Origin of the sequence: Roseobacter weihaiensis (assembly GCF_020622345.1) — a bacterium.
Classification (GTDB): Bacteria; Pseudomonadota; Alphaproteobacteria; order Rhodobacterales; family Rhodobacteraceae; genus Roseobacter; species Roseobacter weihaiensis.
The window spans coordinates 188974-212550 of record NZ_JACNMO010000002.1 but is presented as its reverse complement, the minus strand read 5'-3'; the positions used below and the strand labels follow the sequence as shown (position 1 = coordinate 212550).

The 23577-nt window shown below is 60.9% G+C and carries 26 protein-coding genes; 9 read left to right on the top strand and 17 right to left on the bottom strand.

What is annotated here, in order from left to right; translation table 11 throughout:
* Positions 1–18: 18 nt before the first annotated feature.
* The 4 genes from H7847_RS03350 to H7847_RS03335 all read right to left on the bottom strand — a co-directional run bounded on the left by H7847_RS03350 (position 19) and on the right by H7847_RS03335 (position 3602).
* Entirely contained in the window at positions 19–915 is an 897-nt protein-coding gene (locus tag H7847_RS03350) for a DMT family transporter (protein ID WP_227267968.1), read from the bottom strand.
* A gap of 141 nt (positions 916–1056) precedes the next feature.
* On the bottom strand, positions 1057–1560 hold the full coding sequence (gene rpsI / locus H7847_RS03345) for a 30S ribosomal protein S9 (RefSeq protein ID WP_227267967.1): 504 nt from the start codon (positions 1558–1560) through the stop codon (positions 1057–1059).
* Between the two features lie 2 nt (positions 1561–1562).
* A complete protein-coding gene (gene rplM / locus H7847_RS03340; RefSeq protein WP_227268128.1) occupies positions 1563–2024 on the bottom strand; it encodes a 50S ribosomal protein L13 in 462 nt (153 codons plus the stop codon).
* 162 nt (positions 2025–2186) lie between these two features.
* Entirely contained in the window at positions 2187–3602 is a 1416-nt protein-coding gene (locus H7847_RS03335; protein WP_227267966.1) for an aminotransferase-like domain-containing protein, read from the bottom strand.
* Positions 3603–3695: 93 nt separating this feature from the next.
* On the opposite strand from H7847_RS03335, the gene H7847_RS03330 reads away from it, so the two are divergent.
* Positions 3696–3929: a DUF1127 domain-containing protein gene (locus tag H7847_RS03330; RefSeq protein WP_227267965.1), complete on the top strand. Its 234-nt coding sequence runs from the start codon at positions 3696–3698 to the stop codon at positions 3927–3929.
* Positions 3930–4079: 150 nt separating this feature from the next.
* Here H7847_RS03330 and H7847_RS03325 read toward each other — a convergent pair whose 3' ends face one another.
* Positions 4080–4502 carry a PaaI family thioesterase gene (locus tag H7847_RS03325; protein WP_227267964.1) on the bottom strand — a complete coding sequence of 141 codons (423 nt, stop codon included), beginning with the start codon at positions 4500–4502 and terminating at the stop codon, positions 4080–4082.
* A gap of 356 nt (positions 4503–4858) precedes the next feature.
* Between H7847_RS03325 and trmFO the strand changes: the two genes are divergently transcribed.
* Genes trmFO through gluQRS form a run of 3 tightly spaced genes read left to right on the top strand, consistent with a single transcriptional unit; the run spans position 4859 to position 7731 of the window.
* Complete coding sequence (gene trmFO / locus H7847_RS03320; RefSeq protein ID WP_227267963.1) at positions 4859–6211, top strand: methylenetetrahydrofolate--tRNA-(uracil(54)-C(5))-methyltransferase (FADH(2)-oxidizing) TrmFO; 1353 nt, start codon at positions 4859–4861, stop codon at positions 6209–6211.
* A gap of 39 nt (positions 6212–6250) precedes the next feature.
* Complete coding sequence (locus H7847_RS03315; RefSeq protein ID WP_227267962.1) at positions 6251–6865, top strand: class I SAM-dependent DNA methyltransferase; 615 nt, start codon at positions 6251–6253, stop codon at positions 6863–6865.
* Complete coding sequence (gene gluQRS / locus H7847_RS03310) at positions 6862–7731, top strand: tRNA glutamyl-Q(34) synthetase GluQRS (RefSeq protein ID WP_227267961.1); 870 nt, start codon at positions 6862–6864, stop codon at positions 7729–7731. The genes H7847_RS03315 and gluQRS overlap by 4 nt, the downstream gene beginning before the upstream one ends.
* Here gluQRS and hisI read toward each other — a convergent pair.
* Entirely contained in the window at positions 7728–8114 is a 387-nt protein-coding gene (gene hisI, locus H7847_RS03305; protein WP_227267960.1) for a phosphoribosyl-AMP cyclohydrolase, read from the bottom strand. The genes gluQRS and hisI overlap by 4 nt on opposite strands.
* A gap of 80 nt (positions 8115–8194) precedes the next feature.
* Between hisI and H7847_RS03300 the strand changes: the two genes are divergently transcribed.
* The 4 genes from H7847_RS03300 (at position 8195) to H7847_RS03285 (ending at position 10111) form a co-directional block, all read left to right on the top strand.
* Positions 8195–8647: an iron-sulfur cluster assembly scaffold protein gene (locus tag H7847_RS03300; protein ID WP_227267959.1), complete on the top strand. Its 453-nt coding sequence runs from the start codon at positions 8195–8197 to the stop codon at positions 8645–8647.
* A gap of 68 nt (positions 8648–8715) precedes the next feature.
* Positions 8716–9180, top strand: coding sequence for a methyl-accepting chemotaxis domain-containing protein (locus H7847_RS03295; protein WP_227267958.1), 465 nt, complete (start codon positions 8716–8718; stop codon positions 9178–9180).
* A gap of 30 nt (positions 9181–9210) precedes the next feature.
* Positions 9211–9699, top strand: a complete 489-nt coding sequence (locus H7847_RS03290) for a hypothetical protein (protein WP_227267957.1) — start codon at positions 9211–9213, stop codon at positions 9697–9699.
* Entirely contained in the window at positions 9599–10111 is a 513-nt protein-coding gene (locus H7847_RS03285; RefSeq protein WP_227267956.1) for a hypothetical protein, read from the top strand. The genes H7847_RS03290 and H7847_RS03285 overlap by 101 nt, the downstream gene beginning before the upstream one ends.
* A 166-nt stretch (positions 10112–10277) precedes the next feature.
* On the opposite strand, the gene H7847_RS26675 is transcribed toward H7847_RS03285, so the two are convergent.
* From H7847_RS26675 to sciP, 5 genes are all read right to left on the bottom strand, one after another.
* On the bottom strand, positions 10278–10406 hold the full coding sequence (locus H7847_RS26675) for a hypothetical protein (protein WP_264479459.1): 129 nt from the start codon (positions 10404–10406) through the stop codon (positions 10278–10280).
* An 86-nt stretch (positions 10407–10492) separates the two neighbouring features.
* Positions 10493–12583, bottom strand: coding sequence for an ATP-dependent DNA helicase RecG (gene recG / locus H7847_RS03280; protein ID WP_227267955.1), 2091 nt, complete (start codon positions 12581–12583; stop codon positions 10493–10495).
* Complete coding sequence (gene ligA / locus H7847_RS03275) at positions 12580–14697, bottom strand: NAD-dependent DNA ligase LigA (protein WP_227267954.1); 2118 nt, start codon at positions 14695–14697, stop codon at positions 12580–12582. The genes recG and ligA overlap by 4 nt, the downstream gene beginning before the upstream one ends.
* A gap of 132 nt (positions 14698–14829) precedes the next feature.
* Entirely contained in the window at positions 14830–15549 is a 720-nt protein-coding gene (gene ctrA / locus H7847_RS03270) for a response regulator transcription factor CtrA (RefSeq protein WP_227267953.1), read from the bottom strand.
* A 98-nt stretch (positions 15550–15647) separates the two neighbouring features.
* Positions 15648–15926, bottom strand: a complete 279-nt coding sequence (sciP, locus tag H7847_RS03265) for a CtrA inhibitor SciP (protein ID WP_227268127.1) — start codon at positions 15924–15926, stop codon at positions 15648–15650.
* Between the two features lie 124 nt (positions 15927–16050).
* Between sciP and mnmA the strand changes: the two genes are divergently transcribed.
* Positions 16051–17193, top strand: a complete 1143-nt coding sequence (mnmA, locus tag H7847_RS03260; protein ID WP_227267952.1) for a tRNA 2-thiouridine(34) synthase MnmA — start codon at positions 16051–16053, stop codon at positions 17191–17193.
* 73 nt (positions 17194–17266) lie between these two features.
* Here mnmA and lpxB read toward each other — a convergent pair whose 3' ends face one another.
* The 6 genes from lpxB to bamA all read right to left on the bottom strand — a co-directional run bounded on the left by lpxB (position 17267) and on the right by bamA (position 23457).
* Positions 17267–18418: a lipid-A-disaccharide synthase gene (gene lpxB, locus H7847_RS03255; protein WP_227267951.1), complete on the bottom strand. Its 1152-nt coding sequence runs from the start codon at positions 18416–18418 to the stop codon at positions 17267–17269.
* Complete coding sequence (locus tag H7847_RS03250; RefSeq protein ID WP_227267950.1) at positions 18418–19209, bottom strand: LpxI family protein; 792 nt, start codon at positions 19207–19209, stop codon at positions 18418–18420. The genes lpxB and H7847_RS03250 overlap by 1 nt, the downstream gene beginning before the upstream one ends.
* Entirely contained in the window at positions 19209–19991 is a 783-nt protein-coding gene (lpxA, locus tag H7847_RS03245) for an acyl-ACP--UDP-N-acetylglucosamine O-acyltransferase (protein ID WP_227267949.1), read from the bottom strand. The genes H7847_RS03250 and lpxA overlap by 1 nt, the downstream gene beginning before the upstream one ends.
* A 6-nt stretch (positions 19992–19997) precedes the next feature.
* A complete protein-coding gene (fabZ, locus tag H7847_RS03240; RefSeq protein WP_227267948.1) occupies positions 19998–20456 on the bottom strand; it encodes a 3-hydroxyacyl-ACP dehydratase FabZ in 459 nt (152 codons plus the stop codon).
* Positions 20457–20549: 93 nt separating this feature from the next.
* A complete protein-coding gene (locus tag H7847_RS03235) occupies positions 20550–21053 on the bottom strand; it encodes an OmpH family outer membrane protein (RefSeq protein WP_227267947.1) in 504 nt (167 codons plus the stop codon).
* Between the two features lie 64 nt (positions 21054–21117).
* Positions 21118–23457, bottom strand: coding sequence for an outer membrane protein assembly factor BamA (gene bamA, locus H7847_RS03230; RefSeq protein WP_227268126.1), 2340 nt, complete (start codon positions 23455–23457; stop codon positions 21118–21120).
* Positions 23458–23577 lie beyond the last annotated feature (120 nt).

Below are 23577 nucleotides of genomic sequence, written 5' to 3'. Positions count from 1 at the left end.
GGGGCCCGTGCGGGGGTGTCAGCCGGTACCCCGCGCCGACATGCGGGCCAGAAACACCGCACTCAGCACAATCAGCGCAGCCCCCACAAAGGCAAAACCACTTGGCACCACCTGATAGAGCAGGAAATCAAACAGCGCGGCAAAGACCAGCACCGCGTAAAAGGCGGGCATGACAAGGCTTGCATCACCCCGTTTCATCGATTGGAGGAACAGCGCCTGGCCGCAGACCATCACGACCCCAAGGCAGATCAGCAAAAGCCATTGCACACCGGTCGGCACCTGCCAGACAAAGGCCGCAACACCCGCCGCAAGGACCGCACCGATCATATTGTTGATGACCAGAATACGCAGGGCCGGCTCGCTCCGGGTCAGCCGTTTGATGAAAATCGCCTCCAGCCCCATCAGGGCGGCGGCGGCAAGGGCCAAGAGCCCGGCCAGTTGAAAAGCGTCGCTGCCGGGGCGCAGGATCAGAACCGCGCCAACCAGCGCAAGCCCTGCGGCCAGAACCTTGCGGGCCCCCACCCGTTCGCCCAGCATCAGCGCGGCCAGCGCCAGCGTCACAATGGGGCTGAGAAAGCTGATCGCGGTTGCCTCGCCCACCGGCATGCGGGCGACGGCGGCGAACATGGCCGTCACCCCAAGCCAGCCGCAGAGCGAGCGCATCAGATGCAGCGTCCACTGCGCCCCGGCAAGGCTCGGGCGCAGGGCGGGTGTGGCCAGAAGGAACACCAGCAGCGCGCTCAGGGCAAAGCAAAAGCGCCCCGCGCTGACCTGTAAGGGGTGCAGCGCAGGGCGGCTCGCTGTCGCGTCTCCGAGGGCCTTCGCGATCAGCGAGGTGGCCGCAATCAGCGCTGAAGCGGCGACCATAATGAGGATCGCCTTTTGATTTGTTGTCAATTTCTGCCACTGTGGCATGTGCGTATCCGTAACTGTGCGGCAGGGTCTGCCTCGCAGTTTTTCGCTGGCACCGCAATGACATACCGCCCGATCCGAGACCCGGCCACAGAAAAAGGCCGCTCCGCTGCGGAACGGCCTTTGATGCGGTGCAGAAAAAGCTTAGCGCTTGGAGAACTGGAAGCTCTTGCGCGCCTTGGCCTTACCGTATTTCTTGCGCTCGACCACGCGGCTGTCGCGGGTGAGGAAACCGGCTGCCTTCAGCGCCCCGCGCAGGGAGGGATCGTAAAGCTGCAGCGCTTTGGACACGCCGTGCTTGACCGCACCCGCCTGCCCCGAGAGACCACCGCCCTTGACTGTCGCCACCACGTCAAACTGCCCTTCGGTGCCGGACACCGTGAAGGGCTGCGCCAGGATCATCTGCAGCACCGGGCGGGCGAAGTATTCGTTTTGCGGCTTGCCGTTCACGGTGACCTTGCCCGAGCCAGGTTTGATCCAGACCCGCGCCACGGCGTCCTTGCGCTTGCCGGTCGCGTAAGCGCGCCCAAGCGCATCGCGCACGGGTTCACGCTGGATGGTTTCGGCCTCGGCAACAACGCTTGTGTCGCCACCCGCCTCTGTCACCACGTCCTTGAGGTCTTCGAGTGTGTTGATTTCGTCAGCCATGATCATGCGCTCCGGGTGTTTTTGCTGTTCATGGATTTGACATCCAGAACTTCGGGGCTTTGTGCCTCGTGTGGGTGATCGCCGCCAGCATAGACACGCAGGTTGGTCATGATCTGGCGGGACAGACGGTTGCCCGGCAACATGCGCTTGACCGCCAGGGTCACGACGCGCTCGGGATGCTTGCCGTCAAGGATCTGCGCCTTGGTGCGGGATTTGATGCCGCCCGGATGGCCGGTGTGCCAATAGTGGCTCTCTTCACGCTTCTTGCCGGTGAGCTGGATCTTGTCGGCGTTGATCACGATGACATTGTCACCGCAATCCATATGTGGCGTGAACGACGCTTTATGTTTGCCGCGCAGGCGCTGTGCGACGATCGACGCAAGACGACCCAGAACAACGCCCTCTGCGTCGATCAGGATCCACTTCTTGTCGATGTCTGCGGGTGTTGCAGAAAAAGTTTTCATGGACGGTTCCCCGTTTGAGGTTAAACCTGCCGACGGTCCCGACAGGCCTGAATGAGATTGGACGGTTATAAAGCAGCATGGCGTCAGGTCAAGCACACCATTGCGCTTTAAAGCGTTTAGATTCAAGGGGGTAAAAAATAGGTATTAATTTACCCCACCAAACTACACCCCGATCTGCTCCGGCGGATTGTCAAGCAACTGGCGCAGCCGCAGCGTTGCCGCTTCAAAGCTTGCCAGAGACACGCCGCAGTTGATCCCCATACGGACCGCATGCGGCGCGCGGGCGTCGCGGCAGACGAACTCCTCGGCCGAACGGATTTGAACCCCGCAGGCTTCGGCGGCCTGACAGAACGCCCCTGCCCGCCAGCCCAGCGGCAGACGCAGCCACAAGAACGGTACATCCGGGCGCCAGGTCACATCATAGCCCCCCAGGATGTTCACCGCACTTTGCACATAGCGGTTAAAGCTCTTGCGCGTGGCCTCTGTCAGCGCGTCGATCTGGGGATGCGTCAAAAGAGCGGCGCAGAGATCAATCATCGGGGTCGCCAGACCAAAACAACTGTATTCGGCCACCTTGCGCAAGGAGACGGTCTTTTCCCGCGGCGCAATGGCAAAGCCAATCCTCAGTGATGGCGTCAACGTCTTGGCCAGAGAGGAGACATACCAGCCGCGTTCCGGGGCCAGCATCCGGTAGGTCGGCGCGCGGTCGACCCCCATCCGATAGCAGTCATCCTCCACAATCTGCAGATCATGCTGCCGGGCCACCCGGACCAGCGCCTCGCGCCGGGCCACCGGGGTAAATCCGCCGGTGGGATTATGAATTTCCGGCGACGTGCAAAAAACCTGCGCATCATGTGCATCAGCGGCCTGGCTGAGCGCCTCGGGAATAACGCCCTGGTCATCCATGGCAACGGGCACGACCTCGGCTCGCAAGAGCTCAGCGGCGCGGCGAAAGCCGGGATAGGCAATCTCCTCAATCAGGATTGTCGGTCGCCTGCCCTGCAGGACGGATTGCAGGATCAGATGCAGCCCGTTCTGACCCCCATGGGACAGAACCACGTCCTGCTCGCCGAACCCGCCCAGAGGGGTTCCCTTGAGCCAGTGCACCACCGCCTCGCGGGCGGGCCGCGCACCCGTACGGCTGGGGTAATGCATGATCCCGGAGGGTGGATCACGTGCGATATCTGCCAGCAGCCTGCGGATCAGCTTGTCCTGACCCACCGCCGGCAGGTGGGGCGAGAACATGCTGACGTTGTAGACATCCCGGTCCCCTTCATTGCCGTGCGGGACGACATCAACCTCGATCGGGGCCTCTGACACCGCGGGTTTGCCGGTCGTGGCCACGAAGGTGCCGCGCCCGACTTCCGCCTGCAAGGTCCCGCTTTCGGTCAGGATCGTATAGGCGCGCGCAACCGTGCCGGGGGTAATCCCCAGGGTCCAGGCCAGCTCACGCACCGGGGGCAGCTTTGCACCCTCTACCAATGCACCAGTTTCAATGCCGCTTTGAATGCTTGAAGCAACCGCCTTGTATTTGGGTTTTATGTGGTCGGACAGTTCCGGCTGCCAAATTGTACCCATTACAATGTTTTCCTAGACCAGTTGTATCGATTTTCGTATCAATACACTGTAGCTATCACGCTATATTGTGTCAATACAATTTAGGAGATTCCCATGACACGTGCAACACCGCTTTCCCCCGATACGCTGGCCTATTTGACGCAAGCACGTGACGTGCCCGCAGTCGCCGTGCTCGCGGTGGAATTTGCGGCATGCCTGTCGAAATGGGCCACGCGCCGCCGCACCAGACAGGCGTTGAAAGATCTGACCGACTGGCAGCTTCAGGACGTGGGCATGACACCTTCGGAGGCGCGTCTTGAAGCTTCCAAGGTGTTCTGGCGCGCGTAACCTCCCCGGTACGCGCTCCAGACCTCTTCCTTGCGGCCGGGTTCGTCCTGGCCGCTTTTTTTGTTATCCGCGATGGCGCAGACTGCGGGGACCGGTCATTTCCGCGAGACCCGAGCGTCGGACCCGGCATTCCAAACATCCCAGGTCCAGTTACTGGCGGGGTGGGATCGAATAGGTCAGGCTGGCCCGCGCCACAGGCTTCGGCGCGCCTTCGGAATACAACAACACGTCCGTGACAGAGAGCTGCCGCCCCAGTTTCAGCAAACGGGCCTCTGCAACGATATCCACCCCCGCTTGCGGCTTGCGCATGAAATCGATGGCGCAATTGGTGGTCACGGCCAGAGCCTCGGGGCCGATGCGCGCCAGGGTCATATAATAGGCCGCCACATCCGCCAGCGCGAACATCGCCGGGCCGGAAACCGTCCCCCCCGGCCGCAAGTGCTTTTCCTTGACATTCAACCGGACCCGCAGGGTTTCTTCTTCGAGCGCCTCAAGGGTGAACTCACCCCGGACCTGCTCAAAGACCTGGTCAATAAAGGCACTGAGCGTCTCTAGATCCATTTTCAGTGACATATGTCCCCCATCGTTGGCCTGGCCCTACCTTGTTGCAAAACCCACGCATTGCAAGCGGTCAACCGCGGCGTTGATCGACAAAGTATTACAAAGACTTTTATTGTTTCCGTTCGCGCACCGAACAGTTTCGAAGTCTCGCCTTTCAAATTGGGCAGAACCATGGCAGAGGTGTGACGAGCCGCAAGGTTCATGCGCGTTTGGGTCGCCTCCTGAGTGGAAGGTCCCTCCAGGTCAGCTTCTCACTGATCCGACATGCCCACAGGGGCGACCCCAAAAGCGACATTCCCCCGCACCGCCACTCTTTGACACCCCGCGGACGGTTGCGTCGCCCGGCCCTGTGGCTTACATCCCGCGCCATGACAGAAAAACTTCATATCGTGGGCGGCGGAATGGCCGGGTCCGAAGCCGCATGGCAGGCGGCAGAGCTTGGCGTGGACGTGGTGCTGCACGAGATGCGGCCTGGCGTTGGCACCTTTGCGCATCAGACCGGCCTTCTGGGCGAGATGGTCTGCTCCAACTCCTTCCGCTCGGATGATGATGTGCAAAACGCCGTCGGCCTGCTGCATTGGGAGATGCGCGCCGCAGACGGGCTGATCATGCGCACCGCCGACAAACACCGGCTGCCCGCAGGCGGCGCCCTTGCGGTGGATCGTGACCCCTTTGCGCAATCGGTGACGGAGGCGCTGCTGGCCCATCCGCGCATCTCGATCTCCCACGGCGAGATATCCGAACTGCCCGCCGAAGGGTCCTGGATCATCGCAACGGGGCCTTTGACATCTTCGGCGCTGAGCGCTGCCATCGCCAAGGAAACGGGCGCCGAAGCGCTGGCCTTTTTCGACGCGATTGCGCCCATTGTCTATTTCGACAGCATCGACATGCGCCGCGCCTGGATGCAGTCGCGCTACGACAAGGGCGACACCGAAGAAGAACGCACCGCCTACCTCAACTGCCCCATGGACAAGGCGCAGTACGAGGCCTTCATCGACGCACTTCTCGCGGCAGACAAGACCGAGTTCAAAGAAGGGGAAACCGCCGGGTATTTTGATGGATGCCTGCCTATTGAGGTGATGGCAGAACGCGGCCGCGAAACCCTGCGCTTTGGCCCGATGAAACCAGTCGGGCTGACAAACCCGCATCAACCGGATGTGAAGCCCCATGCCGTCGTGCAACTGCGGCGTGACAATAAACTTGGCACGCTCTACAATATCGTCGGCTTTCAGACCAAGATGAAGTACGGCGCACAAACATCTGTTTTCAAAACGATTCCGGGGCTTAAAGATGCCAGCTTTGCGCGACTTGGCGGGATACACCGCAACACCTTCCTGAATTCTCCCACGCTGCTGGATGGGCAGATGCGCCTGCGCTCGCGCCCCAACATCCGCTTTGCCGGCCAGATCACCGGCGTGGAGGGCTATGTGGAATCTGCCGCCATGGGGCTTTTGGCGGGGCGGCTGGCGGCGGCGGAACTCAAAGGGATCACGCTGACAACACCCCCTGCCACCACGGCGACCGGCGCACTTGTCACCCATATTTCCGGGGGGGCCGAGGCAAAGACCTTTCAGCCGATGAACATCAATTTTGGCCTCTTTCCCCCGGTGGAGGGGCTGAAAGGCGGGCGACGCAACCGCAAAGACCGGTACAAGGCTTACACGGATCGCGCGAAATCAGACTGGCACGGATGGCTCGAAGCGCTGCCGGAACCCGCCTGATACTGGACAGTTGGCGCCGTTCTGCCCTAGTTTGTTGGCATGGCAGAGAGATTTCTGGACAAGGTATACAGCGCGCGCGACGGCACCTCTGCGCGGAAATTCTACGATAAATGGTCGGCCAGCTATGAGGCCGAAGTGGCCGAGAACGGTTATGCCACCCCTGGACGCTGTGCCGCTGCATTGGCGGACCGCGTGGCGGACAAAACAGCCCCGCTTCTCGATTTTGGCTGTGGCACCGGGCTGTCCGGCCTGGCGCTGAAGCGCGTGGGATTTGAGACGATCGATGGGGTTGATCTGTCTGCCGAGATGCTGGCGCAGGCCCGGCAAAAGGGCATTTACCGCAGCCTCACGCACATCGAGGCCGGGGCGCCGTTGCCTCACAGCCCCGGCGAGTATCAAGCCATCTCTGCGATCGGCGTCATCGGAGCAGGGGCGGCCCCGGCGTCGATCTTTCATCTCTTGATGAAAGGTTTGGGGGCCGGGGGAAAGATGGTGTTTTCCTTCAATGACCATGCCTTGCACGACCCGATCTATGAGGCCGCACTCTGCGAATGGCTGGACTGCGGTGCTGCGCGGCTTCTATTTCGGGAGCATGGCCCGCATCTGCCGGGAATCGACTTGAAAGCCACCGTGTACCTCGTTGAAAAATTGTGACTTTCAGAACCAGATTTGCCCCATCTCCCACCGGGCCACTGCACCTTGGGCATGCCTATTCCGCCTTGCTGGCAGCTGATCTGGCCGCGCGGTATGCCGGTGCCTTTCTGCTCCGGATCGAGGACATTGACCGCACGCGGGCACGGGCCCCATGGGAGGCGCAGATCTTCGATGATCTGACGTGGCTTGGCCTGTCCTGGCCAGAGCCGGTCATGCGCCAGTCACACCGTTTGCAAAGTTACCAAACCACTTTGCAAAGTCTCCAGCGCCTTGGCCTGCTCTATCCCTGTTATTGCAGCCGTCGGGACATCGCCGAAGCAGCCCATGCCCCGCAGGAAGGGGCCGCGCCAAAGATGGGCCCGGACGGGGTGGTCTATCCGGGCACTTGCCGGGACCGTCCCAAACCGCCCATATCGGCTGTCCCGCCCGCATTGCGCCTCGATATGGGAAAAGCGATCAGGCGCATTGGTCCGAACCGCTCTGCTCTCACCTTTACCGAAGAAGGCGATGGGACAGCCCGGAGCGTACACGTCGCCCCCAAGGAGCTGCTGGATCAGGTCGGCGATGTGGTCCTTGCGCGGCGTGACATGGGGACGTCATATCATCTGTCCGTGGTGGTCGACGATGCCGCGCAGGGGATCAGCCATGTGGTGCGCGGGCGGGACCTCTTTGACGCCACCAAGATCCATGTGGTGCTGCAACGGGTGCTTGATCTGCCCACCCCGGTCTATCACCATCACAGGCTGATCCGGGATGAGGCGGGAAAACGGCTTGCCAAACGGGACGACGCCCGCGCGCTGTCAAAATACCGCGCCGAGGGCCTCACACCGCAGGATATCAGGCGCATGGTGGGATTGGCGGACTAACCCACAGGGTCGGTCAGTACCGTTTCCCGTCCGTCTTGGATGCCGGTATAGAAACAACTGCGCCTGCCGGTATGGCAGGCAGGCCCGGTCTGCTCGACCAGCACCAGCAGGCAGTCCCGATCACAATCCACGCGCATCTCGACGAGGCGCTGGGTATGACCGCTGGTCTCGCCCTTGATCCAGAACGACTGCCGTGACCGGCTCCAATAAGTGACGCGGCCCGTGGCAAGCGTCTTTCCCACCGCCTCCGCGTTCATCCAGGCCAGCATCAGCACCTCCTGCGTCTGCGCGTCCTGTGCAATCACCGGCAGCAAGCCGGCTGCATTGAACGTCAGGCTTTGCGGATCAAACAGTCGCCCTGAACTGTCGCCTGTCTTGGTCATGGCGGAAAAACCTTTTTGCATCTTTCGCAGCACCCCCTATGTATGGGCAGAGATGAGGGATAGAAACCAGAAAGCCGCTTATGTCTGCTGATACGGATCTGATAAAGCTCTATTCGGGCCGCATTCTGGCGCTTGCGTCGGACATTCCGCATCACACCCGTCTCGACCACCCGATGGCCACGGTTAAAAAGCGCTCTCCTTTGTGCGGATCGGCAGTCACGGTGGATGTGACGTTGACAGACGGGCGTGTCTCAGCGTTCGGGCAGGACGTGAAGGCCTGCGCGCTGGGTCAGGCCGCCGCCGCCGTGACAGGAGCAGCCGTCATTGGCCGAAGCATCGAAGAGCTGATCGCCGCCAGAGACGCGCTGCGGGCGATGCTGAAGGAGGCGGGCCCCGTGCCACCGGCCCCGTTCGACGGCTTCGAGGTTCTGGCACCTGCACGGGACTACAGAAACCGTCACGCATCGATCTTGCTGTGCCTTGAGGCAACCTGCGAAGCGGTTGAACAGGCGCTCCAGTCCGATTGCGCCTGAACCGGTCAGATTAGTCCTTTCTAAGGGAAGCGATGTGATGACTGCGGGGCGTAGTTTCCCGAGATCTTATGTCGCATGCAGAACGCCCTTCCGTCACAAAGCATATTGGTCGCCCGACCGCTGCGGCGGCAACACTTGGCTATGAAATCGTTGATATCGCCGGATTTATCGATCTGGTTGAGCCACATGCAAAGGCGCAAACCGGCGGGTTGAATGTGCTCAAGACGCGCGCGTTCGATGTCACGACTGAAAATGCCGATGTGCGCCACGCTGTACAATCCATGGCCGCAGATGCCGGTGCCACCGTAAAAGATGTGGAATCTTCAGCCGAACTGGTGCGTACCACAAGCGAAAAAACCCGCGTCGTGGCGCAATGGGTGCAAGATATCTCCTCGCGGACCGAAACCGTGGGCGACACGCTGGTTGCGGTAAAAAACCACAACCAGCAGATTGCGAGCATCGCGACGCAGGTGAAGACCCTGGCAATCAACGCCAAGATCGAAGCCGCGCGCGCAGACGACGCCGGGCGCTGATTTGCGGTTGTGGCCGAGGCCATCAATAAGTTGTCCTGCCAGACCCACGATGCAGCCGTTGGGATTTCGAACAACATCGAAACGCTTACCGATTGGATTTCGGTGTTGGGCAAGGAAGCCACCGGCGTGGTAGAGCAGGCCTCTGACGTGCTGGAGAACACGGGCGGCACGGATACCGCTCTGGGACGGATCAAAGGGTCGATCACCTCCGCCAACAAGCAGGCGCAGCGCATTGCCGAACAGACTAAACGGGTGGAAACCAAAATGTCTGATTTTGCCCCCGCACTGTCAGAGATTGAGAATGCGATAACAGGCACGTCTTCCGGCATTGAACGAACCCATGAGCGCATCCTGAACCTGATCGACACCTCCGAGACGATTGTTCAATCCACCGCCCTTCTGGGAGAGAGCTCCACTGATGCGTCCTTCCTTCGAGCTGCCCAGCCCGGCCCAGCAAGTGTCGGACGGCATGGAACAGGCGCTTCAGAAGGGGCGCATGTCCCTGTCGCGGCTCTTTGATTGTACCTACAGACCAATCCCAAACACCGATCCCGAACAATATATCACCGAATCCACCCGGCTGATGGACGATATCATGCCGCCTATTCAGGAACCTGCCCTGGGCATTAACCCAAGGGGCCTGTTCTGTGCCGCGGTAGATCTGAATGGATATTTGCCGACGCATAACAAGAAGTTTTCGCACCCGCCCTCGGATGACCCGGTCTGGAATACGGCAAACTGCCGAAATCGGCCCATTTTCGATGACCCTGTGGGGCTCAAGGCCGGGCGCAACACCGAACCGTTCCTGTTACAGGTGTATCGCCGGGACATGGGCGGAGACGCCTTCAAGATGATGAAAGATCTCTCTGCCCCCATTGCCGTTCAGGGGCGGCACTGGGGTGGATTGCGACTCGCCTACAGCTTTGACTAAAAAAACGCCGCGGACTAAAGCTAGACCGCGGCGCAGTTGATGCGTCGCTCATGTGGGGTTCCGGTCAAATCGCCTCTATCGGAGGTCAAGACAGGCAGTGGTCATCTCCAGGCACCGAATTGGGGAGGGTGCAGCGGCGATACCGGCATGAGAGCGCAGGCAGAAATCAGATAAATGATGGCAGATGCAGCCCGACAACAAGCATGACAACTAAAGCAGATGCCCCAAGGGCGTCCTGCACCAAAGTGTCGTGCGACCGTGTCGCGATCATTTTGATTTGCAAGAGCAGTGTCATCGGGGTCTCCCATATTTGTTGCCTCTTTGTTCTCATTTAATTCACCTTCTGTAAAGAACTTTTTAAGAACATCTGCGAACAAAATGCTAACCCACTGAAATCAAACGGATCGCCTCCTCCTGCCGCATCAACCACAACAGCATCCGCGCCGCCCCTCCGCGCCTGGTCTGCAAGGTTGGATCTTCGCTCAGCAGCTTGCGGGCGTCACTTTGAGCAGTGGCCATGAGTCCGGCCTGCCGTTCCAGATCCGCCACGCGGAACCGCGGCAGGCCGGATTGCGCGGTGCCGATCACGTCCCCCGCGCCGCGCATTTCGAGGTCGGTTTGCGCAATGGCGAACCCGTCTTCGGTTTCGCGCAAAACCTCAAGGCGTCGCCGTCCGCTATCGGACAGAGGCGGACGATACATCAACAAGCAGGTTGAGGCCGCCTCCCCGCGCCCGACACGACCCCGCAACTGGTGAAGCTGGGCCAGACCAAAAATTTCGGCGCGCTCGACAACCATAATCGTTGCATTGGGGACATTGACGCCCACCTCGATCACGGTCGTGGCCACCAGAACCTTAGTTTGCCCGCTTTGAAACCGGGCCATGGCCGCGTCCTTGTCAATCGGTGGCATCTGCCCGTGAACCAGACCGACCACCTCCTCCCCAAGGGCCGCCCTGAGATGTTTGAACCGCTCCTGCGCCGCCGTCAAATCGACCGCCTCGCTTTCCTCGACCAAGGGGCAGACCCAATAGCATTGCCGCCCCTCGGCAATCACCGCCTGAAGACGCGCCACCACCTCCTCCATACGGTCGATGCCAATGAGGGCGGTCTTGATCGGTTTGCGGCCGGGCGGCTTTTCATCCAGCACCGATACGTCCATATCGCCATATTGCGCCAGCGAAAGAGACCGCGGGATCGGGGTGGCCGTCATGACCAGAACATCCGCAGCCGCGCCCTTTTTGCCCAGTTCAAGCCGCTGGCGGACCCCAAAGCGATGTTGTTCATCCACGACGGCAAGCCGCAGGTCCGCAAAAACCACCTCTTTCTGAAAGACCGCATGGGTGCCGACGAGGATCTGGATATCCCCTGCGGCCAGGGCCGCGCGTTTACCGGCCCGCTCCTTGCCCTTATCCCGACCGGTCAGGATCTCTAGGACCACGCCCGCCTGTTGGGCCAGCGGCTGCAAGGCGTCCAGATGCTGACGGGCCAGAATCTCGGTCGGTGCCATCAGAACCGCCTGCCCACCCGCTTCGACCGCCCGCAGCAACGCCATGAAGGCGACCAGCGTCTTGCCTGCGCCGACATCCCCCTGAAGCAGCCGATTCATACGCGTTGTTGACGCCATGTCAGTATTTATCTCTTCAATGGCGCGGGTCTGTGCGGAGGTTGCCGCGTAAGGCAACGCGGCCAGAACACGGGCCTGCAATCGGCCATCCCCCGCGCTCGCCCGCCCTTTGGCGCGCCGCTCCCTTGCCCGGGCCAGCGCCAGCGTGAGCTGATGCGCCATCAACTCATCATAGGCAAGCCGCGCCCGCGCAGGCGCCGTCGCCACAAGCGCGCTGGCCGCCTGCGGCGCATGCACGCTTTGCAGGGCGTGCCGGAAATCCGGCCAACCGGCCGCCGATTTCTGTGCCGGATCAATCCATTCATCGACATCCGGCATCAGAGAAATGGCGTGACGTGTGGCTTTGAACATGAGCTTCTGCGTCAGACCAGCGGTCAGCGGATAGACGGGCTCAACCTCCGGGATGGTGTCCGCCTCATCTTCGGGGACAATGAAATCCGGATGGACCATCTGCGCCAGCCCCTCGAAAATCTCGAGCTTGCCGGAGACAACGCGACGGCTGCCCTCCGGCAAAACCTTGCTCCAGTAGCCTCCCCTTGCGTGGAAGAAAACAAGCTGAAAGGCGGTTTTTGCGTCTGACACATTGATTCTGTAGGCGCCCCCCTTGGTGCGGGCCGGCCTGTGTTCTCCCACGGTAATGGCAACCGTCACGGTTGTCGGGGGTGCCACATCCTGGACGCTCTCGCGGCGCTGGCGATCGATCACCGCATGCGGCAGGGTGAAAAGCAAATCACGCGGTGCCGAAATACCCATGGTTTGCAGGTGTTGAGCGGTCTTGGGTCCAACGCCCTCAAGGCTCTCCAAGCCCGCGAAAAGCTTGAAGAGGGCTTCGGGTCTACCGCTCATTGCCCCTCGATCAGGGCCAGCCAGCCATCTTCATCCAGTGTCCTGATCCCGAGTTCGGCAGCTTTCCTGGCCTTCGAGCCTGCCCCTGGTCCGGCCACCAAAAGATCGGTTTTCGCGGACACGGACCCGGAGACTTTTGCCCCCAATCGCTCTGCGCGCGCCTTGGCCTCTGCCCGTGTCATCTTTTCAAGTGTCCCGGTAAAGACGACCGTCTGCCCCGCGACCGGGCTGCCCTCCGCCGTTGGGCGGGCCACGGGCTGAACGTTCAACTGCTGCAACAGCGCATCGATCGACGCGCGTTCGGAGGGTTGGGTGAGGCTGTGCACAAGAGACGTGGCCATGACCTCCCCCACACCGTCAATGCTCAGAAGGCTCTCCCAAGCGGGTCCGGTCTGATCTGCGGCCGCATCCATGGCGTCCAGAAACGCCTCTGCGGTACCGTAATGCATCGCGATAAGGTTTGACGCCGCCTCGCCCACATGCCGAATACCCAGCGAAAAAATCAACCGCGTCAGAGAGATTTTGCGTTTTTCGTCAATTGCATCGAAGAGATTATTGGCAGATTTTTCGCCCCATCCTTCGCGGTTCTTGAGCTGTTGCAGACCGTCGCTGTAGCGCTCTCGAAGGCGAAAGATATCCGCAGGTCCGGTGATCCAGCCGTCTGCATAAAACTGCTCGACCTGTTTGGCGCCCAAGCCTTCAATGTCGAAAGCGGCGCGCGACACAAAATGTTTCAGCTTTTCAACCGCTTGTGCAGGGCAGATCAACCCACCGGTGCAGCGCCGAATGGCGTCACCGGGCTCGCGCAGCGCGTCACTCTGGCATTCGGGACAGGTGACAGGGAAAACGTAAGGCTGTGCCGCCTCGGGGCGTTTGCTCAGATCGACATCGGCGACCTTCGGGATCACGTCGCCGGCCCGGTAGACCTGCACCCAGTCGCCGACGCGGATGTCTTTGCCTGCGCGGATCTGGGCACCCTTGTTATCCCGACCGGCAATATAGTCTTCGTTGTGCAAGGTCGCGTTGGAGACGACGACACCGCCCACTGTGACGGGATGCAAGCGCGCCACAGGCGACAGCGCGCCCGTGCGACCAACCTGAATATCGATGGCCTCAAGACGCGTCCATGCAAGCTCGGCCGGAAATTTATGAGCAATGGCCCATCGCGGTGTTGTAGATCGGAAACCCAAACGATCCTGCAGGCCAAGATCGTTGACCTTGTAGACGACCCCATCGATGTCATAGGTCAGAGTCGCCCGCTGGCTTTCGATGGTTTTATACTGTGCCAGCAGGTCTTTTTGCCCGGTACAAAGCCGGGTCAGATCGTTTGTGGCAAAACCGAATTCCGAAAGTCGCTTGATCGCCCCCCATTGCGTGTCCGACAACGGGGCGGACAGCGCCCCCCACGCATAGGCAAAAAAGCGCAAAGGCCGCGCGCGGGTGATGTCGGGATTGAGTTGGCGCAAAGAGCCCGCCGCCGCATTTCGGGGATTGGCAAAGGTTTTGCCGCCAAGCTCGGCCTGGCACGCATTCAAGGCCTCAAAATCAGGATGCGACATGTAGACTTCCCCGCGCACTTCCAGGATCTCGGGTGCGCCCTGGATCTGATGCGGGATATCGGCAATGGTCCGTGCATTGGCTGTCACATTTTCGCCCGTGGTGCCATCGCCGCGTGTGGCGGCTTGAACGAGGGCGCCTTTCTCGTACCGCAATGACAAGGAAAGCCCGTCTATCTTTGGCTCTGCGGTATAGTGCAGCGGTGCCTCAACGGCGATGTTCAGATACCTGCGGATGCGTCGATCGAATTCCTCGATATCTGCATCGTCAAAGCCGTTGGCCAAAGACAGCATGGCCACTTCGTGCGTGACCTTCGAAAAACCCTCTGCCGGGGTCGCGCCAACGATATCGCTTGGGCTGTCTGGGCGTTTGAGCGCAGGGAAGCGGGCCTCGATCGCGGCGTTGCGTTGCTTCAGCGCATCGAATTCAGCATCTGATATAAACGGATCGTCAGACTGGTGGTATGCCGCATTTGCCTTGGCGATGATATCTGCGAGCCGCGCCAGTTCAGCGCGCGCTGCAGACTGGTCCAACGCTTCCACCGGTATATCCGCCATCTGCCCTGCCTTTGTGTCTTTCGCTGCCCTTAAATAGGCACAGCTCAGGGGCGGGTCCAGTTGTTTCAAACAGTGTTTATGCAGAATGGTTTGCCCGGCGCGCTGATGTCAGGCGCCGGGGAAGTCCAGGGCTCAGGCACCGACGGCGAGTCTTTGGCCGTCATCCAACTGAGAGGGTTCGGGATCCCGCAGCACATAGCCCCTGCCCCAGACCGTTTCGATATAGTTGTCACCGCCCGTCGCCGTGCTGAGCTTTTTGCGCAGTTTGCAGATAAAGACGTCAATGATCTTGAGTTCCGGTTCATCCATGCCACCGTAGAGATGGTTGAGAAACATCTCCTTGGTCAGCGTTGTCCCCTTGCGCAGCGACAAAAGCTCCAACATCTGATATTCCTTGCCGGTCAGGTGGACCGGTTTATTGTCGACACTGACGGTCTTGGCATCCAGGTTCACCGAAATCATGCCGGTGTCGATGACCGACTGCGAATGGCCCTTGGAGCGGCGGATGATCGCATGGATGCGGGCCACCAGCTCTTCGCGGTGGAACGGTTTGGTCAGATAGTCATCTGCCCCAAAGCCGAAGCCCTTGATTTTGTTTTCCGTATCGTCCGCACCGGATAGGATGAGGATGGGCGTCTCAATCCGCGACAGCCGCAACTGTCGCAGCACTTCATGACCATTCATGTCCGGCAAATCGAGGTCCAGCAAGATCAGGTCATAATCGTACAACTTCGCCAGATCGATCCCCTCTTCCCCTAGGTCCGTCGCATAGACGTTCAGGTTTGCATGAGTAAGCATCAATTCGACGCTTTTTGATGTGGTGGGGTCGTCTTCCACAAGTAGTACGCGCATTATCTTCTCCGCATCAGGGCATAATTTATCTTCGCATTAACCGTGACCAAAAAAGGTTAATCACACGTTACTGTCACATAAAAAACTATATTAGCAACTCAGGGTTGTCTATATTTTTGTAAAGCTGTTGCTTTCAAAGCATCTTCGCCATGTTCAGAAACAGCGCGCACCCACTCCTGAAATTCATCTTCACTGATCTGATACCGTTTCAGCGCATCACTTTGCGAAATAAGACCATAGGCCACACCCCGCACGACCGCCGCCTTTCGAGACGCCACCCAACGCCGTGTCGCTGCCGGCGGCAAATCCGCCAGTGTCATGATCGTCCCATCCGCAAGCGTGACTGACCGCGGCCCATCCACCTTCTTGAGATACATACTCTTACCCATATTAAACTCGTCGGACATACCTTGACGAAAGGCCCTTAAAGACCGATGAAGCGCCCTCTTGAGAGTAATTAGGATTTTCCTATATTCGCTCAGAAGTTCCGGAGTCCTGAAGATGCCGCTCGATCAATCACCGCCGCTGAATTCCCTGGGGTTCACCAAGCCGCCGTCGCAAACCCGCGTGGTTGTGGCGATGTCGGGGGGTGTGGACAGCTCTGTTGTCGCAGCCATGCTGTCCGAAGAGGGCTATGATGTGGTGGGTGTCACCCTGCAGCTTTACGATCACGGGGCCGCATTGGCCAAGAAGGGTGCCTGCTGTGCAGGGCTCGATATCCACGATGCACGGCGCGTTTCCGAAAAGATGGGCTTTCCGCATTACGTGCTGGATTATGAGAACATTTTTAAGAATGCCGTGATTGACGAATTTGCCGACAGCTACCTTGGCGGAGCCACACCGGTGCCCTGCATTCGCTGCAATGAGCGGGTGAAGTTCAAGGACCTGCTGGAAACGGCCAAGGACCTGGAGGCCGATTGCATGGCCACGGGCCACTACATTCAACGCAAGATGGGCGCGCAGGGGCCAGAGCTGCATGCCGCCGCCGATGCCAGCCGCGATCAGAGCTATTTTCTGTTTTCCACCACGGTGGAGCAGCTCGATTTTCTGCGTTTTCCGCTGGGGGCGCTGCCCTCCAAGGATGACACGCGGGCGCTGGCAGAGAAATATGACCTCAGCGTGGCCAACAAACCCGACAGCCAGGACATCTGTTTTGTGCCCAATGGCGATTACGCCTCGGTAATCCGTAAACTGCGTCCCGAAGCCGCCGCGCCAGGAGAGATCGTGCATGCGGACGGGCGCGTCTTGGGCACTCATGACGGCGTGGTAAACTACACCATCGGCCAACGGCGGGGCCTGGGCATCGGCGGGCTGGCAGATCCCCTCTACGTGGTCAAGCTGGACCCGGAACGGCGCGAAGTTGTGGTCGGCCCGAAATCCATGCTCGCCAAACGGGTGATCCCGGTGCGCGAGATCAACTGGCTGGGCGATGCCGCTTTGAGCTCCCGCGAGACGTGGGAGGTGGCGGTGAAGGTCCGCTCCACCCGCCCCCCCACGGACGCCGTGATCCGGCCCCTCAGCGACACAGAGGCCACCGTCGAGCTCATCACCCCCGAAGAAGGGGTCTCTCCCGGCCAGGCCTGCGTCTTCTACGACCCCGACAGCAGCCGCATCTTTGGCGGCGGATGGATTCACAAAGGGTGAAGCTTGGGCTGGCGGGCCGTCAGGCCCGCCCCCGGAATCGTGTCACGCGTCAGCGTGGCCGCCGGATCAGCGGCTACAGTCCGGCCATCACGGCGCGGGCGGCGCGCAACCCCGGCGCCTCTTGCCCGGCCCCAAGCCGCGTCATCGTTGTCTCCATCGCCGCAACCTGTGCCTGGGGCTGATCCATCACCTCGATCAGCGCAGACCCAATCGCGGCAGGCACACAGGCCGGCCCCAGAAACTCCGGTACAACACGGGTTTCCGACACCAGATTGACCAGTGTGACCGTGTCGACCAGCGCCATGGCGCGGATCACGCGGTAGGTCAGCCAATGCATACGGTAGGCGATCACCATCGGCGTCCGGGCCGCGGCCAACTCCAGCGACACCGTCCCCGAGGCCGCAAGTGCGACATCCGCAGTCCGAAAAGCCGCGCGTTTGCGGGCCGCGGCAGCCTCCAGGCTCTGCTCCCGCGGATCAAGAACAAGGGGCGTCACCGGCCAATCCACCACGGCCGCCTGCACCGCTTCTGCCACCGGGGCTGCGGCCGGCACAACCACCCGCAGATCAGGATGCCGGGCGCGGACCGGCGCGATGGCGGCCCCGAAAATCTCCTTGAGCCGCGCGACCTCGCCCTGCCGGGAGCCGGGCAGCACAAGCATCACCGGCTTGCCCTCCAAATCATGCGCGGCCCGAAACGCCGCGGCCTCCGCCGCACTGGCCAAAGGCTCGGCCACAACCGGATGCCCGACGAAATCGCAGGCCATCCCATGCGCGGTAAAAAGCGGCGGCTCAAACGGAAAGAGCGCCAGCAAATGATCGATGTACCGGGCGATCTTGGCAGCGCGACCCGGCCGCCACGCCCAGACGGTGGGGGCCACGTAGTGCACGGTGCGCACCTGGCTTGCGGCCTTCACCTGGCGCGCGACCCGAAACGAAAAATCCGGCGAATCAATGGTGATGAGCACATCCGGTCCGGTTTCAATCACCGCCGCCGCCGTCTGATGGATCCGCGCCTTCAATGCGCGGTACTTGGGCAGGATCTCGGCAAGGCCCATCACGCTCAATTCCGCCATCGGAAAGCGGCTCTTGAGACCCTGGGCCTGCATTTGCGCCCCGCCAACCCCGTCAAACTGAATGTCCGGGGTCAAGGTCTTGAGCCCAGCCATCAGAGCGCCCCCCAGCTTATCGCCCGAAGGCTCGCCCGCGATGATAAAAACCCGCATCAGACCGGCGCACGCGACCAGAGCACAAGGCCCGCCTCATCCGCGCGCTCCAGGGTCTCTTCGGGCGCCAGCAAAATCACCTGACCGGCCCGAACCACAAGCCCCGCAAGCCCAACCGCTGCCACGGCCTCCACCGTACGGGGCCCGATGGTGGGCATATCCGCGCGCAGGTCCTGCCCGGATTTGGGCTGTTTCACCAGCAGCGCCCGCGCGTCCTTCACCGCCGCGGGCAGGGTCGCCAACATATGGTCCGTCCCCCCCAAGGTCTCGATACCCCAGACCTGACCCGCCCCGACAACGCAGCCCTGCCCCACGTCGAGAGGCGCCAGAGCCGCCAGCACCTGGTCGGCGCGGGCCACATCGGCCTGCATCTGCGCGTCCGGCTGCGCGGCTGTCAGCACGCCCTCCGGCGCCAGGAGTTCGGGGGCCAGTTCATGGGCGGCGCGGATCACAAAGCCCTGCGCTTCGAACAATGTCATGACCGCCCGCAAGGCGCCGTCGTCCCCCGCCCCCATCGCCTGCATCATCACAGGCACCAGCGGCATTGTTGCCGCATCCAGTGCGGTGGGATCAAAGGGGGGGCGCTCTATGGCGCCGCAAAAGCAAACTTCGGTGACCTGCCGGTCCTTGAGGTGCTGCAAGAACGATCCCAGATGCTCGAGGCGGAACGTGATATCCGCCGCAAGGCCATCGGGGGCAAACCCCTCCAACACGCAGACCAGCGGCGGGGCCGCCTGCGCCGCTGCAACCCGCGCCGGCAAGCCGCCGCGCCCGGTGACAAGCGCCAGCATCAGCCCGGCGTCAGAAAATGGCGGTCGCTGTCGGCTGTGATGAACTCGACAATCTCGCGCACGTAGGGGCTGGTCGTCTCCTCCTGGAGGCGCAGCGCCCGGGTCTGAAACGTCCCCTCGCCCTGGGCCAGCATCTGGAAAGCGGCCCGCAACGCGGTGATGTCGGACCGCTCCACACCGCGCCGCTTGAGGCCCACCAGATTGAGCCCGTCCAACTCTCCGCGCGGGGCCTGCACCAGACCGTAGGGGATCACGTCATGGGTCACCATGGTGACCGCGCCGATGATGGCGCCGCGCCCGATCCGCACGAATTGATGCACCCCGGAGAGCCCGCCCACGATCACATCGTCTTCGATCATGCAATGCCCGGCGATGGCCACGGAGTTCACCAGAATCACCCGGTCCCCGATCGTCGCATCATGGGCCACATGGCAGCCCGCCATAAAAAGCCCGTCATCGCCGACCCGTGTCACGCCGCCGCCCGCCGCCGTGCCGCAGTTCATGGTCACATGCTCACGGATGCGGTTGCGCTGGCCGATCACAAGCTGGGTGGCTTCTCCCTTGAACTTGAGGTCCTGCGGGATCTCACCGATCACGGCAAAGGGGAAAATCACCGTGCCCTCGCCCACCGAGGTCCGGCCGCTCACGACCACATGGCTTTTCAGCTCGACCCCTGCCGCCAGCTGCACATCCGGGCCGATATGGCAAAACGGGCCGATCTTGGCCGTCGGATCAATCCGGGCACCGGTTTCGATAACGGCGCTGGGGTGAATGGTGCTCATCGTGCCTCAGCCCATGTCCATCATGGCGGTGAATTCGATTTCCGCCGCCATCTCGTCCTCTACCGAGGCCACGCCGCCAAAGCGCCAGACCTTGCCGCCGGGCTTGCCCCGAAGCGTGCTCAGACGCATTTCCAGCACATCCCCCGGCACAACCTTGCGCCGGAATTTGGCCTTGTCGATGGCCATGAAATACACCTTCATTTCCCTGTCCGCCATCTCAAGCGTCACGCCTACCATCACGGCAGCGGTTTGCGCCATCGCCTCGACAATCGTAACCCCCGGCATGATCGGCAGCCCCGGAAAATGGCCCTGGAAATGCGGCTCGTTCATGGTGACATTCTTGATCCCCAGTGCCGATGCGGTCCCGTCGATCTCCACTACCTTATCGACCAGCAGAAAGGGATAGCGGTGCGGGAGAATGCGCTGAATAAGCTGGATATCAGCGCTGGTCTGGGGTGTTGTCATTCAGTTGGTCCTTTTGACTTCAAGGCTTGGCGCACTGCCTAGCAATTCAGCAGCACGGGGGCAAGCTTGGGTCCGACCGGCGTCGCGGGGCGTTCAATTCTCCTCCTCGGGAATTTCGGTCCCATCCAGCAGTTGGTTGAGCCGGAAAATCGCGACTTGGGTGATATCGACCGCGTTCGAACTGATGAAGATCGACCGGCGCTCCAGCACCACGGCAGCGCCCGCCTCGCGCATCAATTGCTCCAGCACAGGCATGGCGGCGTTCAGAAAGACGACCTTCCGACGCTCCAGCCCGGCATTGAGTTCACGCGATTTGTCCTCCTGGGTGCGCCGGGTTTCCTGCACCTTGGCATCAAACGCATCGGCCAGCGCGCGAAACTCTTCGGGCGTTATGGTCGGGCGCAACGTGGTCAGCGCCTGCTCTTCGGCCTCAAGCTCATCTTCAATCCTGCGGTTCTCCGCGGAAAGTGCGGCACCACGGGCTTCAAAGTCACTTATGGTCTGACGGCCAAAGATGCTGTCTTCGAAGAGTCGTTCGGAATCGATGGTCAGGATCGGGCTTTCAACCTGCATCCTTGCCAGTGGTTGTGCGGCCAACGCACCTGCGACGCAGCAGAAGACCCAGGCGATCAACAGCGCGTGTCGCAGGCCCCCCACCGGATCAGAACGTCGTGTTGATCGTGATTTCGAAGGTCTGCTCGCGGTCGAATTCCTCTTTCCGGATCGCGTCGGAGAAATTGAACCGCAGCGGGCCAACCGGCGTGTCCCAGAGCACCGAGACACCAATCACATGGCGGAAAGAGCCGCTTTCCCCCACGACGTTCCCGCCGCTGAGGTTCACGTCGGACAAATCCCACAGGTTGCCGATATCATAGAACACCCCGCCCGTGATGCCGTATTCTTCGGGAAGCCCGACGGGGAATTCCGCCTCGAAACGGGCCGCGAGGAACAGGTTGCCGCCCAGCGGATCCTCATCTGTGACCGAGAGGTCGCGCGGGCCAATCCCGCCGGACTCAAAGCCCCGGATAATGTCAGAATTCAACAGGAACCGGTCAACCGCCCGGTTCACCCCTCCTGAAAAATTCAACGCGCCCCCCTCAAGCGTGGCCCGCAATGTGACGTCTTCGTTGAAGACCTTGCGCTCTCCCACAACCTTGGCGGATGTTCTGACGAAGGTGTTGTCCCCGCCAATCCCGGCAAAGTCCTGACCGAACTCAAAGAGATATCCGGACGTCGGATCGATCCCGGTCGTGCGGGAATCGTAGGTGTATTTGTACCCGATGGAGCTGTTGACGCGGCTGCCTTCCAGGATCTCGCGTCCGATGATCGGCCCGTTGTCTGAATCGTCGCCGCGATCCTTCATTTCGGCATCTTCGTAGGTGTAATTGACGTCCAGTCGGGAATTCGCACCGATCGGGAAGCGCAGCGAGGGCGAGAAAATGCCCCGGTCCGTATCATAGGTTACCGTCGAGCTGGTGCTTTCCGCGATATCAAGCCGCAATCCAAAGCCCACATCCCGGCCCAGAAACGCCGGTTCGAAAAAGTTCAACCGGTAAAGCCGGTCATCGGAGGCTGTGGACAACGTCAGGCCCAATTCCTGCCCCCGGCCCAGAAAGTTGCGCTCTCTGAACTGGATGGCGAACCCCAGACCATCGTTGGTCGAAAACGATGCACCGAACGACAGCGAGCCGGTGGGTTGCTCTTCGACATCCACGTCAACGATGACCCGGTCCGGCGACGATCCCTCGCGCGCGTTCACCTCGGCATTGCTAAAAAAGCCAAGCGCCCGGATGCGTTCCGCCGATTCCCGGATTTCCCGCGGGTTGAAGGGGTCGCCCTCCACACTGCGGAATTGACGGCGGATCACCTGATCGAGCGTGGTTGTGTTCCCCTCGATATCGATCCGTTCCACAAAGACCCGAGGGCCGCGGCTCAGCACATATTCCACGTTGATGGTCAGGTTGCGCTCATCCCGCGTGATGCGGGGTTCGACGCGCAGGAAATCGACGCCATCGATGATGGCCTGACGTTCCATCCGGGCAATATCCGCTTCGATCAGTGTGGGCGAATAGACGGCGCCGGGGCGGGTATCCACCGCATCTCTGTAAACCTCGCCGTCGACCTGCGGCAATTCGCTGGTGACGGTGATCTCACCCATGCGGAACTGCTGACCTTCCTGCACATCGAACACAAGGAAATAGGCATCGCGTTCTTCGGTCAGCTCTGCATTCACCGAATTGGTGCGGAAATCCACATAACCGCGCGAAAGATAGAAGTCGCGCAGCACCTGACGGTCAAATTCGATCCGGTCTGCCACCAGCGTGTCACTGCGCACGAAGGCCCGGAAAAGCCCGGCTTGCTTGGTCTCCAGCACCCGGCGCAGACGACGGTCGGAAAACACGCGGTTGCCGGTAAAGCTAAGGCGCTCGATCTCGATATTATCGCCTTCGAAGATTTCGAAAATCAGGTCAACCCGGTTGTCGGACCGGCGGATGATCGTCGGGGTGACCCGCGCCGCCAGCCGCCCTTCGGAGGAGTAGGCCTCTGCAATGAGGGTCGCGTCGCGTTCCGCTTGCGCAGGGTTGAAGACACGTCGTTCGTTCGAATTGATCGCGGCGGCCAGTACATCATCGTTGATCCGGCGGTTGCCTTCAAAATTGATCCGGTTGATTGTGGGATACTCCACAACCGTAATCGTCAACCCGTTGCCGCGCGGGGTGATATCGACGCTTTCAAAGAGCCCTGAGTCCACCAGGTTCTGGACGCCCGCGTTCAGCGCCCCGGCAGAGATCGGCTGTCCGGGAACGATTCCGGCCCGTGACAGGATGGCGGCATCACCGATGCGCGCGTTTCCTTCGATACTGACCGAATTGACCGGAATTTGCTGGGCCGCAACCTGCCCGGACGGTGCAATCCAAGCACCTGTTATTGCGATACAAAATATACCTGCGCGCAGGATGTATTTCAGCGATGCGCCGGGGCCGCGACCCGCGGCTCCCATGCCAGTATTGCCCCGATTCATGACCTGCCCCGTTCCTCAGACGATTATTACAATCTGAGTACCCATTTTGCGCAGAGTTGTCAAAACCATGTGGCGGAAAAAGAGTAGCCCACTAGATGC

Coding starts and splice junctions, on each gene's coding strand:
- H7847_RS26675 (WP_264479459.1), bottom strand. CDS start 10,406: ATGACACTGCTCTTGCAAATCAAAATGATCGCGACACGGTCGCACGAC.
- hisI (WP_227267960.1), bottom strand. CDS start 8,114: ATGACCAAGACAGGCGACAGTTCAGGGCGACTGTTTGATCCGCAAAGC.
- ligA (WP_227267954.1), bottom strand. CDS start 14,697: ATGGCGGATATACCGGTGGAAGCGTTGGACCAGTCTGCAGCGCGCGCT.
- bamA (WP_227268126.1), bottom strand. CDS start 23,457: ATGGGAGCCGCGGGTCGCGGCCCCGGCGCATCGCTGAAATACATCCTG.
- H7847_RS03250 (WP_227267950.1), bottom strand. CDS start 19,209: ATGCTGGCGCTTGTCACCGGGCGCGGCGGCTTGCCGGCGCGGGTTGCA.
- fabZ (WP_227267948.1), bottom strand. CDS start 20,456: ATGACAACACCCCAGACCAGCGCTGATATCCAGCTTATTCAGCGCATT.
- H7847_RS03300 (WP_227267959.1), top strand. CDS start 8,195: ATGTCTGCTGATACGGATCTGATAAAGCTCTATTCGGGCCGCATTCTG.
- mnmA (WP_227267952.1), top strand. CDS start 16,051: ATGCCGCTCGATCAATCACCGCCGCTGAATTCCCTGGGGTTCACCAAG.
- H7847_RS03325 (WP_227267964.1), bottom strand. CDS start 4,502: ATGTCACTGAAAATGGATCTAGAGACGCTCAGTGCCTTTATTGACCAG.
- H7847_RS03350 (WP_227267968.1), bottom strand. CDS start 915: ATGCCACAGTGGCAGAAATTGACAACAAATCAAAAGGCGATCCTCATT.
- lpxB (WP_227267951.1), bottom strand. CDS start 18,418: ATGCGGGTTTTTATCATCGCGGGCGAGCCTTCGGGCGATAAGCTGGGG.
- H7847_RS03315 (WP_227267962.1), top strand. CDS start 6,251: ATGGCAGAGAGATTTCTGGACAAGGTATACAGCGCGCGCGACGGCACC.
- H7847_RS03295 (WP_227267958.1), top strand. CDS start 8,716: ATGTCGCATGCAGAACGCCCTTCCGTCACAAAGCATATTGGTCGCCCG.
- H7847_RS03335 (WP_227267966.1), bottom strand. CDS start 3,602: ATGGGTACAATTTGGCAGCCGGAACTGTCCGACCACATAAAACCCAAA.
- H7847_RS03330 (WP_227267965.1), top strand. CDS start 3,696: ATGACACGTGCAACACCGCTTTCCCCCGATACGCTGGCCTATTTGACG.
- rpsI (WP_227267967.1), bottom strand. CDS start 1,560: ATGGCTGACGAAATCAACACACTCGAAGACCTCAAGGACGTGGTGACA.
- lpxA (WP_227267949.1), bottom strand. CDS start 19,991: ATGAGCACCATTCACCCCAGCGCCGTTATCGAAACCGGTGCCCGGATT.
- recG (WP_227267955.1), bottom strand. CDS start 12,583: ATGAGCGGTAGACCCGAAGCCCTCTTCAAGCTTTTCGCGGGCTTGGAG.
- trmFO (WP_227267963.1), top strand. CDS start 4,859: ATGACAGAAAAACTTCATATCGTGGGCGGCGGAATGGCCGGGTCCGAA.
- ctrA (WP_227267953.1), bottom strand. CDS start 15,549: ATGCGCGTACTACTTGTGGAAGACGACCCCACCACATCAAAAAGCGTC.
- sciP (WP_227268127.1), bottom strand. CDS start 15,926: ATGTATCTCAAGAAGGTGGATGGGCCGCGGTCAGTCACGCTTGCGGAT.
- rplM (WP_227268128.1), bottom strand. CDS start 2,024: ATGAAAACTTTTTCTGCAACACCCGCAGACATCGACAAGAAGTGGATC.
- H7847_RS03285 (WP_227267956.1), top strand. CDS start 9,599: ATGCGTCCTTCCTTCGAGCTGCCCAGCCCGGCCCAGCAAGTGTCGGAC.